Source organism: Salinicola sp. JS01, from assembly GCF_030284585.1.
GTDB lineage: Bacteria > Pseudomonadota > Gammaproteobacteria > Pseudomonadales > Halomonadaceae > Salinicola.
In genome coordinates this window covers 2883258-2895453 of sequence record NZ_CP127244.1, presented here as the reverse complement: position 1 = coordinate 2895453, position 12196 = coordinate 2883258, and the positions used below count along the sequence as shown (strand labels likewise).

Genomic DNA, 12196 nt, shown 5'->3' with positions numbered 1-12196 from the left:
TCTATGTTCTCATCGGTCGCGTAACGCCCCTGGCCGGATCTTCCCCGGCGCTGCCCCCTTGACCGCGTGGCGATGCGCGCAGTGCACCTCGGCTCGGGCTGGCATCGAGATTACGATGCGCCATTCGATAACAGAAATTAAATACTGAAACGACGACGATAACCTTTGCCTATAGCAAATGGACTGGCGTCTCCCCGATTGGGCTGGGCGCCGGCTGCGGTTATGCTGGGCGAGCCCGCTTTTCATCGGAGTGTTTTCATGTCCCTGCCCGCCGACTGGTTCCCCGCTCTACCGATCCCGGAGGCGCTGAGCGCCGCCCATGCCGAGGTGCTGAGCGCACTCGAGGCGGCGTATGCCCGCGGTGACGAAGCGTCTCGCGAGGTCTGGCTGGGCCTCGACGAGGGGCAGCGGTGCACGCTGGTGCGTACCTGTCTGCTCTCCGAGTTCTTCCGCGAAGGGCTCTGCGCGCATCCCGAGCGCCTGGTCGAGTGGCAGCAGAGCGGCGAGCTGGAAGCGCCGCTATCACCCGCGGCACTGACCCAGGCACTCGCCACACAGTTGGAGGCGGCGACGGACGAGAATGCGCTGCACGCCGCGCTGCGCCGGTTCAGACAGACGCACATGCTGGCGATCGTGTGGCGCGACCTCGCCGGGGCCGAGATGTGGCAGACCGCACAGGCGGTCTCGCAACTGGCCGAAACCTGCCTGGAAGGGGCGCTTGCGTGGCTCGAAGCCTTCTACGCGGGGCGCTGGGGAACGCCGCAGGCGCGCGCCGACGGCACGCCGCAGCGCCTGGTGGTGCTGGGTATGGGCAAGCTCGGCGCCGGTGAGCTCAACCTCTCATCGGATATCGATCTGATCTTCGCCTTTCCCGAGAAGGGCACCACCCAGGGCGGTGAGCGCGCCTACGATCACCAGCAGTACTTCACCAAGCTGGGGCAGAAGCTGATCGCCGCGCTCGACGTGATCACCGCCGACGGTTTCGCCTTCCGCGTCGACATGCGCCTGCGCCCGCTGGGCGACGGCGGGCCGCTGGTCGGCAGCTTCAACGCGCTCACCGCCTACTATCAGGATCAGGGGCGTGAGTGGGAGCGCTACGCCATGCTCAAGGCGCGTCCGGTCGCCGGGGACCGCGAGGCGGGGCAGGCGCTGCTGGCGTCACTGGCGCCGTTCATCTATCGCAAGTATCTCGATTTCGGGGCGATCGAGTCGCTGCGCGAGATGAAGGCGATGATCCACCGCGAGGTGAAGCGGCTGGGGCGCGACGACAACATCAAGCTGGGCCGCGGCGGTATTCGCGAGGTGGAGTTCGTGGTGCAGGCGTTCCAGCTGATCCGCGGCGGCCGCGATACCGAGCTGCAGGTGACCTCGCTGCGCTTGGCACTGAGACGGCTGGTCGAACTCGAGTTGCTGCCGCCGGCGGTGGTCGACGAGCTGCATGACGACTATGTCTTCCTGCGCGATCTGGAGCATGCGCTGCAGGCGCGCCACGACCGCCAGACCCAGCAGCTGCCTGAAGAGAGCGAGGCGCGCGCGGCGCTGGCCATGGCCATGGGCCTGGCGGATTGGGCCGCGCTGAGGGCCTCGCTCGATGCCTGCCGCGAGCGGGTGCGCGGCCACTTCGACGCAGTGGTGGCCGACCCCCAGGAGGAGTCGGACGCCGACGATGAGATGCCGGATCAGGCGCGGCTCGAGCGCTGGAGCCAGCTCTGGCGGCGCGAGCTGGACGAGTCCCAGGCCCAGCAGATGCTGGAGACGGCGGGTTTCACGCTGCCCGATGCCTGGCGCCGGCTCAAGGCGTTCCGCGACTCGCGCGGGGTGCAGGCGATGCAGCGGATCGGCTTCGAGCGCCTCGAAGCGGTGATGCCGCTGCTGCTGGAGGCGGTGGCCGAGAGCGCCACGCCGACCACCGCTCTGGAGCGCGTGCTGCCGCTGATCGAAGGGGTACTGCGGCGCACCGCCTATCTCTCGCTGCTGCGCGAGAACCCGCAGGTGCTGCCGGGGCTGATCCGGCTGTGCGCGGCCAGCCCCTGGATCGCCGAGCAGTTGGCGCGCCATCCGATCCTGCTCGACGAGCTACTGACGCCGGATACGCTCTACTCGCCCGCCGACAAGACACGCCTGGCCGACGAGCTGCGCCAGACCCTGGCGCGGATCCCCGAAGAGGACGAGGAGAGCTGGCTCGACGCCCTGCGCGTGTTCAAGCAGACACAGGTGCTGCGGGTCGCCGCCTCGGACATCGCCGGGGCGCGGGTATTGATGAAGGTCAGCGACTATCTCACTGCGATCGCCGAAGTGATCCTCGACAGCGTGCTACAGCGCGCCTGGCGCTCTCTCACTGCGCGCTACGGCGAGCCGCGCCCGCGGGAGGGCGCGGACAAGGCCGAGTTCCTGATCGTCGGCTACGGCAAGCTCGGCGGCATCGAGCTGGGCTACGGCTCGGACCTGGATCTGGTATTTCTCTACGACGCCGCATCCCAGGGCGCCACGGATGGCGCCAAGGCGATCGACAACGTGGTTTTCTTCACTCGGCTCGGCCAGCGCATCATCCATCTGCTCACGGCGACCACCCCCAGTGGCACGCTCTACGAGGTCGACATGCGCCTGCGCCCCTCGGGCAATGCCGGGCTGCTGGTCTCCTCGCTCGACGCCTTCGCCGACTATCAGCGACGCGAGGCCTGGACCTGGGAGCACCAGGCGCTGGTGCGGGCGCGGCCGGTGGCCGGGGACGCGGCGCTGGCGGCCTCCTTCGAGGCGGTGCGCCGCGAGGTGCTGGGGCGCGAGCGCGAGCCCGCCGAGCTGCGCCGGGCGGTGGCCGAGATGCGCGCCAAGATGCGCCAGCATCTGGGCAGCGCGGCCGGCGAGACGGAGACTTTCAATCTCAAGCAGGATGCCGGTGGGCTGGTCGATATCGAGTTTCTGAACCAGTACGCGGTGCTGGCCTGGGCCTGCGCCACCCCGGCGCTGCTGGAGGTCACCGACAACATGCGCTTGCTGGACGCGCTGGCAGAGAGCGAGCGCCTGCCCGAGGATGACGTGCGCGAGCTGCAGGCGGCCTACCTGGCCTACCGCGATGCCAGCCATCGTGCCGCCCTGGCCAAGACCGGCAGCGACGTGCCGGCGGCCGATTTCGAGGCCGAGCGTGCCCGGGTCCAGGCGCTATGGGCGGCATGGATCGAGACGGAAGACGCGGCGCAGGGGTGATACCGCGCCGTGGGCGAGGCGCTTGGTGGAGCAGGGCGATAGCAGGCTAAGTTTTTTTGCCAACCTTTAAGGAAAACAGCGTTTGATTAAGATATGATTAAACACTGATGATACCTGTTACTGCCCTGCGCCCTGGAGCGACCCCCATGGTTTCTCTCTCCCTCACCCCTGAACTTGCCCACGGCAACGACCGGGCGGTCTATCGGCACCCCGCCGAGGCCGGACGCTGCATCAAGGTACCGCGCTTCCCCGATCGCGGTAGCCAGCAGAACGAGCGCGAGAAGAGCTACTTCGAGGGGCTCAAGCGGCGCGGCGTTCGCGACTGGCGCTACGTGCCGGAGTACTTCGGCACGGTCACCACCGATCTCGGCGAGGGGCTGGTCTTCGGCCTGGTCACCGATGCCGATGGCTCGCTGTCGCTCAATATCCGCCAGTTCCAGCAGCATGGCGACGCCGACTGGCTCTCCACCCAGGCCTTCGTCGACGAGCTCGAACGGCTCTATCACTATCTGCGTGACAACTGGATCGTACCCTCTGATATCAACGACCGTAACGTGGTGTGCCAGCGGCGCGCCGACGGCAGTATTCGGCTGTGGCTGATCGACGGTGTCTCCAACCCCGACTTCATGCCGCTGGCCAATATCTGGCCGTGGTTCGCGCGGCAGAAGGTCGACCGCCGTATCCGTCGTTTCTATCACCGGCTGCACGAGTACGGTTTCATTGCCCGGGCGCAGCGGGACGCGCTGCTGGCGAGCCTGCCTTAGGGTCCGACGAGTTTCTGGAATATCGACGATGCGTTTGAGAACCGCGAATGTCGCTGACTATCCGCGCCTTATCGAGCTATGGGAGGCGTCGGTGCGGGCGACCCATGACTTCTTGGCCGAGCAAGATTTGCAGGCGCTGAAGCCATTGATTTTGAATCAATATTTTGACGCGGTGTGCTTGACGGTAGCCTGCCGTGACGAAGATGACATCGTCGGTTTTGTGGGTGTGGCTGATGCCAATGTCGAGATGTTGTTCATTGCGCCGGACTGCCGGGGCCAAGGCGTGGGGACGCTGCTGCTGAAGCATGCGATCGATCAGCAGGGCGCGACGGCTGTAGACGTCAATGAGCAGAACCACGCGGCGCTGAGCTTCTATCGAGCTCGGGGCTTCGGCATAGGCGGCCGTTCACCGTTGGATGGTCAGGGTAAGCCCTATCCGCTACTGCATCTGCAATTGAACGCCTGATTCAGCGTGCAGGACATCTCAGCCATGGGCAGCGTATAGGCTCGACGATATGGCATCGGCCGCCCGATAAAACGCCCTCCGAGTGGAGGGCGTTTTGCGTCTCGCTGGTCGGAGCGGCTCAGCTCGGCTGGCGCGGGTCGCGGCCGATGGGGTGCGGCTCGTTGCGCGCCTTGGCCAGTTCGATCTGGCGCTGGCGCTCGCGCGCGCCGGCTCGGGTCTTCTCGGGCAGTGAATCCCAGCAGTGCGGGCAGCTGATGCCCGGCACATAGTGCTCGGAGGCCTGATCCTCGGCGGAGATCGGCATGCGGCAGGCGTGGCACTGGGCATACTCGCCCTCGCTCAGGTCGTGGCGCACCGTGACCCGGTTGTCGAACACGAAGCAGTCGCCGCGCCAGCGCGTGTCGGCCTCCGGCACCTTCTCCAGGTAGTTGAGAATTCCGCCCTTGAGGTGGAACACCTCCTCGAAACCTTCACCCAGCATGAAGCTCGACGCCTTCTCGCAGCGGATACCGCCGGTGCAGAACATCGCGACTTTCTTGTGCCGGCTGGGGTCGTAGTGCTGACGCACATAGTCGGGGAACTCACGGAACGACTTGGTCTGCGGGTCCACCGCGCCCTCGAAGCTACCGATCGCCACTTCGTAGTCGTTGCGCGTATCGATCACCAGTACCTCGGGGTCGTCGATCAGCGCATTCCACGCTTCCGGTTCGACATAGGTGCCGACACGTGCGTTGGGATCGACGCCATCCACGCCCAGGGTGACGATCTCGCGCTTGAGCTTGACCTTGGTGCGGTAGAAGGGCTGCTCGTCGCAGTAGGACTCCTTGTGCTCCAGCGCCGTCAGGCGCGGGTCGCGCTTGAGCCAGGCGAGCAGCGCATCGATCCCGGCACGGCTGCCGGAGACTGTGCCGTTGATGCCTTCGGCAGCGAGCAGCAGGGTGCCCTTGACGTCGAGACGCTGCATCTCTTCGAGCAGCGGTTCGCGCAGGGCTTCGAAGTCGTCGAGCGTGACGAAGCGATACAACGCCGCGACCACGATCGGTTGATCGGTAGAGGACATGCCATAACTCCTGGTAGTCGCCCACGTAAAGGGCGGACCGGGTCGTGAAGGGGGGCGCGGATGGCGGGCAAGCGCGACACCGGAATGAACGCCGCGCATTTTACGCCGCTGACCGGCGAGGTCCAGCGGTGCGGGGGGCCGGGCGCTGATCAGTGGCGTTCATCGGTCTCTCTCCATCCACTCAGGCAGCGCGCCGTGGCCTCGTCGAAGCCGCGCTCGTCGACCAGGCCGCGCTGGATCGCCACGCGTTCGGCATCGGATTTGTGCTGGCTCGCCTTGTGCTGGCCGTCGAGCCGCTCGATCACCAGCTCGACGCCGACGATGCCGCGGCACAGGCCGTCGATGAAGCCTGCTGGTGCGTCCTCGATCGACCAGGGGCGGGCGCGATCCTTTTCGAAGTGGTCGGTCAAGGCGGCCACGGTGTCACGCAGCCAGCTCGCGTCGTCGATCAGGCGTAGCGTGCCGTGGGCGTGGACGACCTGATAGTTCCAGGTCGGCACTACGCGGCCGTGCTCACGCTTGGCGGGATACCAACTGGGGGTGATATAGGCCTGGGGGCCATGGAAGATTGCCAGTGCCGGGCGGTGCGCGGCGCCAGCGACCAGCGGGTTGGCGCGCGCGACGTGGCCACGCAGCACACCCAGGGGTGCACCCTCGCGCTCGGCTAACCGCAGCAGCGGCAGGTGATCGGCCAGCCAGCCGTCGGCATCCTGGGTGATCAGGGTGGCGAAGGGGGGCGCGTGCCATGGCGTCCAGCGCGGTGCTGTCGTCGAGTCGAAAGGGCGGCGGTCGGTGCATGCTCAGGCCCTTGCCGAGACGTCGAGTGGCGCTCGGAAACGCGTCAATGGCTGGCGCTGGGCCCCCGCCGGGGTGAAGTTATCCGGGGCGAGCCACTGCTGGTGCGCGGCGTGAAGCGCGGGCCACTCATCATCGATCACCGAGAACCAGGCGGTATCGCGGTTACGCCCCTGGACCACCCGGTGCTGGCGGAAGACGCCTTCGAAGCGCAAACCGAGGCGTTCGGCCGCCCGGCGCGAGAGGGCGTTGAGCGCGTCGCACTTCCACTCGAGGCGCCGATACCCCAGGGCGAAGCTGTGCGCCATCAGCAGCATCAGCGCTTCGCTGGAGAGCCGGCTGCGGGCCATGCGCGGCGAGAAGTTGAGATGGCCGATCTCGATCCGGCCGTCGTCGGGCACGATGTTGAGATAGGTGGCCATGCCCACGGCCTGGTCATCCTGGGGATCGATGATCGCGTAGCACCAGGGGTCCTGGCCCGCGCTCATGGTCTGCAGCCAGCGGCGGCAGCCGGCCTCGTCGGCGAACGGGCGGCCGCCGAGATAGGTCCAGCGCGCTTCGCCCTCGCGGTCATCGGTGAGGGCCGGATCGGGATGGCGCCACGCCTGCCACAGCGAGGCCGCGTGGCGGGGCGCGTCGAGCGGCTCGAGCCGGCAGTAGCGCCCCGTCAGCACGCTATGGTCTGGGCGATGCGCAGGTTGCCAGGCGGCCACCGGCAGACCAATCGGCTGGCCGTGGCGGTTCTCGGTGCAGGAGGGTGGCATCGGGGGGCCCTTCGGTAGTGGAGCGGTGGTCAGCAGTCCGCATTCAACAGTTCGTTATTCAACAGTCCGTATTCAACAAATAGGTGAAGAAGGCCTCGTCGCGCTGCCAGCCGAGGGCCTGATAGCGCGACTGCGCGGTGTGGTTCTCGACCTGGGTCCGCAGCATCAACTGGGGCACGCCGTGGTCGCGGGCGAGCTGGCGCGCCGCCCGCAGCAGATCGCTGCCCATGCCCTGGCCGCGCGCCTCGGGGGCGACGAACAGATCGTTGAGGATCCAGCGCACCGCCAGGCTGGTGGTCGAGGGCACCGGAAACAGCTGCACGAAGCCGTGGGCGCTGCCCTGGGCATCCAACGCCAGCAGCAGATGGGCGTCGCCGTTGGCGAAGCGCTGGGTAAGAAAGGCACGCGCACCCTCCAGGTCTCCGGGCTGTCGATAGAAGCGCCGGTAGGCGTCGACCAGCGGTGTCAGCTCGGGGATATCCGCGGCGGTGGCGAGGCGAATCGGGGTCGCGAGATCGAACGTTGGCATGCTGGGCTCCGGGGCAGTGACTTGGGGTCAGTGTGGCGGCATAGTGGTTCCCCGGTAAGAGCCAGTTATCACCATATTGGGGGAACCAGTGTCGGCATCCCAGGCGCATCAGCTGTGGATCATCGAAGCGATCGGCTTGAAGCTCGCCGCATCGGCGTCTCATAACGATTCCCCCAACGCTTCCCTCACGCTGGGCCAGCGGCTCTATGCGGCGCTGCGCGAATCGATCCAGAGCGGGGCGCTGGCGACGGGTAGCCAGTTACCGGCATCCCGGCGGCTGGCCGCGGCGCTGGGGATCGGACGCAACACGGTGCTGGGGGCGGTGGAGCGACTCGTGGCCGAGGGATTTCTCCAGGCGCGACCGGGCTCGGGGGTGTTCGTCGCCGAGTGGCAACCGCCGCCGCCGGCCCCACGTGGCGGGAGCGACGTGCTGCCGCCACTCTCCGAGCGTGGCACACGCATTCTCGATTTCGAACGCACCCTGAGCGGCCGCCATAGCGCCTTCGCGCCCGGTGTTCCGGCGCTGGATCGCTTCCCGCGGGAGCGCTGGCAGCGGCTGCTGCGGCGCCACCAGCAGCGTGCGCCGATGGCGTGGTTCGACTACCAGAGCCAGGGCGGGGTGAGTGCGCTGCGCGAGGCGCTGTGCGATTACCTGCGGCTGTCGCGCTCGGTGCGCTGTCACCCGGGGCAGATTCTGATCACCCAGGGCGCCCAGCAGGGCTTCGAGCTGGTGGCCAGGCTGCTGGCGGATGTCGGCGATACGCTGTGGATGGAGGAGCCCGGCTACGGCGGTGCGCAATCCTGCTTCGTCTCGGCCGGGCTCGCGCTCGAACCGGTACCGGTGGACGCCGAAGGGATGAACGTGGCGGCGCTGGCGGCGGACACGCCGGCGCCGCGGCTGATCTATGTCACGCCGTCTCACCAGTACCCCTGCGGGGTGACGCTGCCGTTGGCCCGGCGCATGGCGCTGCTGGCCCTGGCCCGGCGCCACCGGGCGTGGATCATCGAGGATGACTACGACAGCGAGTTCCGCTATGCCAGCGCGCCGATCGCCTCGCTGCAGGGGCTGATCGAGGAGGCTCCGGTGATCTATGTGGGCACCTTCAGCAAGGTGCTCTATCCGGGGCTGCGCCTGGGCTATCTGGTGCTGCCGGAGGCGCTGGTCGAGCCGTTCCGACGCGCCAACGCGCGCCTGCACCGGGAAGGGCAGTACCTGGTTCAGGCGGCGCTGGCCGACTTCATCGGCGAGGGGCACTTCGCGCGCCACGTGGCACAGATGCGCGAATGCTATCGCCAGCGCCAGGCCGCGCTGCGCGAGGCGTTGGCGCCGGCGGTGGCGCGTGGGCTGGTGCTGTCGGCGGGGCAGGCGGGCATGCACCTGGTGGCACGGCTCGACACCCTCGATGAGGAGCGCACGCTGGTCGAGCAGGCCGCGGCGGCGGATATTCTGCTTTCGCCGCTATCGCAATACTATCTGCGTGCGCCCGTGCAGGCCGGGCTGGTACTCGGCTATGCCGGGGCGACGCCGGCGGAGATCGCGCGGGCGGGCGGATGGCTGGCGCGGCGCTGGTTGGCCCTGCGCGGGGCGGACTGAGCCGGTTCAGGCATCGGCATCGCCCGTGCCGGCGTCATCCTCGCTCGGCCCGGGGCGAGCACGGGTGCGACGAGCGCGGGTGTCACGATCCTTCTCTATGCCACGTGTTTCTTCGCCCCGTGTCTCTTTGCGATGTGTTTCTTCACCATGCGTCTCGCCACCGGCTGCGCTGTCCGCCTGGTCGCCACCGTGCGCGGCCGACCCCGGCTCGGCGTCACCGTCGCGACGTATGCCGACGCCCTCGGGCAGGTAGAGCCGGGAGGCGGGCAGGGCCAGCTCGGCGCCATGCTTCTCGATGATGTCGCGCACCTTGAGCAGGATCTCCTGCTTGATCTCGTGGAAGCGCTGCCAGTCGGTCTCGCGGGTGAAGGCATAGAGCATGATCTCCAGCGCGTACTGACCGAAGGTGGTGAAGTTGACCGTGATCAGTTCGTCCTGGTCGATCTCGTCGTGGTGCTTGAGCAGCTGGCGGATATCGCCAGTGATCGCTTCGATGGCGCCGGCATCCTGATAGCGCAGGCCCACGGTCTCCCACAGCCGGCGGTTGACCATGCGCGTGGGGGTTTCCACCGAGATCTGGCTGAACCAGGCATTGGGCACGTAGAGCGGTGGTCCGGCGAAGGTGCGGATGGTGGTCAGGCGCCAGCCGATATCCTCGACCATGCCCTCGATCTCGCGGTCGGGGGAGCGAATCCAGTCGCCGACCACGAACGGCTTGTCCAGATGGACCACCATGCCGCCGAAGAAGTTGGCCATGACGTCGCGCGCGGCGAAGCCGATCACCAGACCGCCGAAGCCGCCCATGGCAAGGATGCTCGACATCGACACACCGAGTATCTGCAGCCCGATCAGGATCAGGGTGACGATCAGTACCGCGCCGACGATCTTGGTCAGTGCCGATGCCGAGGTTTGATCCACCGGCCGCGCCCGGCAGTTGACCGGCGGAAACACCAGGCGCTGTTCGAGTCGCCGGATCAGGCGGATGCCGCTCCAGGCCAGCAGCAGCAGGGTGATCAGGGCGCCGCTCTTGAACAGGAAGCCGGTGAGTGCGGTGACCCCGAGATGCGCGCCGATCACTCCGGTGCCGATCATCAGTGCGCTGATCCAGATCCACCAGCGCAGCGGCAGGCGCAGGGCGTGCAGGAAAGGGTCGTCCCAGCGCCGCGGCGAGCGCACCAGACGCTGCTCCAGTCGGCCGAGAACGAAGTAGAGCACCAGGTCGGCGACTGCGGCGAGCAGCACGATGGCGATCGGCAGCAGGATCCACCCGGGCAGGCCGAGCCAGTCGCTCAGGCGCTGCTGCAGGTGGACCAGGGTTTGCGTAGAGAGTGCCTGTGTCGAGAGTGTCTGCGTCGCGTCGTCCAGAGTCTTCATCTGCCTGCGGTATCTGCCATCGTGTCTGCCGTCCTGGGCCCCATGGGGGCGAGGGGGAACGGCGGCGCGTATCGAGTAAGCAGCCTAGTTCCGCACGGGCGCGCCTGCCAGCGTGCGCCTTCCGCATCTCGGCTCAGGGGTGACAGCAGCGCTTGGCCTTCTTGCCGCTGCCACAGGGGCAGGGGGCGTTGCGCTGGGGGGCGTTGCCCGCGGCGACGGGGTCGATCTCGCCGTCCAGGTAGCGCCAGCGCCCCTGGCGACGACGGAAGCGCGAGCGCTCATGAAGCACCGACGCCGAAGCGCCGGATATCGCGTTCAAGGGCCGGTAGTGCGCCTTGAAGGTGACCGTGCCCTGGCTGCCGCGGGTACTGCTCTCAAGGATCTCCAAGCCCAGCCAGTCGCAGTCGCGCTGGTCGAGCAGCTCGGGTGTCAGAGTGTCACGGGTATCCGGGTCCCAGGTGTGATACAGATAGTGTCCGAGGTTGCCGATTGCAAAAGCCGAATAACGCGAACGCATCAATGCCTCGGGCGTGGCCGGCAGCGTCTCACCGCGATGATGCGGCTGGCAGCAGTCGGCATAGCCGAGGCCACTGCCGCAGGGGCAGGGAAACGTCGCGGGCGGCGTGGTCTGGGGCATGGCGGCATCCTGGTGGGCGCGGTGATCGAATCCGGGGGCTGTCGTGACTGGGCGCAGAGCTCTCGCGGCGCGCGCCGAAGGCCTTCGCCAACATCGTTCGCTGCGGCGTCTCTTGCTGCGCTAACGACACGATGTCGTGGCCGCGATGGGAATCTCGCCGGACCCTGAGCTATTATTTGTCGCAAAACGTTAATGCGGCGCTGAACTTGGAGATGGCTTGTGGTAAAAAGCGCGTCTTGATCAATGCTCCGGAGCCAGTCACTCGACGTGTAGGTCGATTGCCCATGTTTCTCGACGAGTTTCATTCTACCGACGCCGGCCACTTTTGCATCTCTGCGGAGCAGGCCAGCCGGTTCGCCCGCGAAATCGCCGGCGATTACAATCCGATCCACGACCCCTGTGCGCGGCGCTTCTGCGTGCCCGGCGATCTACTGTTCGCGCTGGTACTGTCGCACTACGGGCTGTCGCAGCGGATGACCTTCCACTTCTGTGGCATGGTCGGCGACCGCGTGCCGCTGCACTTCGTCGAGGATGGTGCCGGCACGGTGAGCGTCGAGGACGCTGCCGGCAAGCAGTACCTGCGCGTCGAGCGCGAGGGCTGGACGCTGCGCGACCCGGCTACGGTGGAGACGTTTACCCGGCGTTACGTGGCGTTTTCCGGGCGCAATTTCCCTCACTATCTGAAGCCGCTGCTCGAAGACAAGGGCGTCATGTTCAACCCCCAGCGCCCGCTGGTGATCTACGACAGCATGGGCTTCAGCCTCGAAGACCATGACCCCTGTGACCTCGATCTCGAGTTCGCCGGGGCCGAGCTCGACGTCAAGGGCAAGCGCGGCGAGGCGCTGCTCGAGTTCCGCATGCGCTGCCAGGGGCGTGCGGTGGGTACCGGCTCCAAGAAGCTGGTGATCAGCGGCTTGCAGGCCTACGACGCGGAGAAGATGGAGACCTTCGTCACCAACTTCACCCAGCTCAAGGCCGCCAACCCCTGCTCCGCCTGACGGGTGAGCGT

Annotated in this window: 11 protein-coding genes; 5 read left to right on the top strand and 6 right to left on the bottom strand. The window is 67.2% G+C overall.

Translation table 11 applies throughout. The annotated features are described in order from the left end of the window. Nucleotides 1-258: 258 nt before the first annotated feature. The 3 genes from glnE to QO259_RS13270 all read left to right on the top strand — a co-directional run bounded on the left by glnE (nucleotide 259) and on the right by QO259_RS13270 (nucleotide 4434). Entirely contained in the window at nucleotides 259-3204 is a 2946-nt protein-coding gene (gene glnE / locus QO259_RS13280; RefSeq protein WP_285950311.1) for a bifunctional [glutamate--ammonia ligase]-adenylyl-L-tyrosine phosphorylase/[glutamate--ammonia-ligase] adenylyltransferase, read from the top strand. A gap of 146 nt (nucleotides 3205-3350) precedes the next feature. Beyond that, entirely contained in the window at nucleotides 3351-3968 is a 618-nt protein-coding gene (locus QO259_RS13275; RefSeq protein WP_285950310.1) for a YrbL family protein, read from the top strand. A 28-nt stretch (nucleotides 3969-3996) separates the two neighbouring features. Beyond that, nucleotides 3997-4434, top strand: coding sequence for an acetyltransferase (locus QO259_RS13270; protein ID WP_285950309.1), 438 nt, complete (start codon nucleotides 3997-3999; stop codon nucleotides 4432-4434). Nucleotides 4435-4552: 118 nt separating this feature from the next. Here QO259_RS13270 and trhO read toward each other — a convergent pair whose 3' ends face one another. From trhO to QO259_RS13250, 4 genes are all read right to left on the bottom strand, one after another. Continuing rightward, nucleotides 4553-5494, bottom strand: coding sequence for an oxygen-dependent tRNA uridine(34) hydroxylase TrhO (gene trhO / locus QO259_RS13265; protein WP_207032403.1), 942 nt, complete (start codon nucleotides 5492-5494; stop codon nucleotides 4553-4555). A gap of 149 nt (nucleotides 5495-5643) precedes the next feature. After that, the gene (locus QO259_RS13260; RefSeq protein WP_285952779.1) at nucleotides 5644-6177 is read right to left on the bottom strand and encodes an FMN-binding negative transcriptional regulator; all 534 of its coding nucleotides are present in this window, start codon (nucleotides 6175-6177) and stop codon (nucleotides 5644-5646) included. Between the two features lie 117 nt (nucleotides 6178-6294). Next, nucleotides 6295-7053: a GNAT family N-acetyltransferase gene (locus tag QO259_RS13255; RefSeq protein ID WP_285950308.1), complete on the bottom strand. Its 759-nt coding sequence runs from the start codon at nucleotides 7051-7053 to the stop codon at nucleotides 6295-6297. A 58-nt stretch (nucleotides 7054-7111) separates the two neighbouring features. Next, nucleotides 7112-7582, bottom strand: a complete 471-nt coding sequence (locus QO259_RS13250; RefSeq protein ID WP_285950307.1) for a GNAT family N-acetyltransferase — start codon at nucleotides 7580-7582, stop codon at nucleotides 7112-7114. Nucleotides 7583-7670: 88 nt separating this feature from the next. On the opposite strand from QO259_RS13250, the gene pdxR reads away from it, so the two are divergent. Then, a complete protein-coding gene (gene pdxR / locus QO259_RS13245; RefSeq protein ID WP_285950306.1) occupies nucleotides 7671-9176 on the top strand; it encodes a MocR-like pyridoxine biosynthesis transcription factor PdxR in 1506 nt (501 codons plus the stop codon). Between the two features lie 6 nt (nucleotides 9177-9182). On the opposite strand, the gene QO259_RS13240 is transcribed toward pdxR, so the two are convergent. Together QO259_RS13240 and QO259_RS13235 are read right to left on the bottom strand one after the other, a co-directional pair. After that, complete coding sequence (locus QO259_RS13240; RefSeq protein WP_285950305.1) at nucleotides 9183-10550, bottom strand: mechanosensitive ion channel family protein; 1368 nt, start codon at nucleotides 10548-10550, stop codon at nucleotides 9183-9185. A 133-nt stretch (nucleotides 10551-10683) separates the two neighbouring features. Beyond that, nucleotides 10684-11187 carry a YchJ family protein gene (locus QO259_RS13235; protein WP_285950304.1) on the bottom strand — a complete coding sequence of 168 codons (504 nt, stop codon included), beginning with the start codon at nucleotides 11185-11187 and terminating at the stop codon, nucleotides 10684-10686. Between the two features lie 284 nt (nucleotides 11188-11471). On the opposite strand from QO259_RS13235, the gene QO259_RS13230 reads away from it, so the two are divergent. Further along, entirely contained in the window at nucleotides 11472-12185 is a 714-nt protein-coding gene (locus QO259_RS13230; RefSeq protein ID WP_035474140.1) for a DUF3581 family protein, read from the top strand. Nucleotides 12186-12196: the final 11 nt, after the last annotated feature.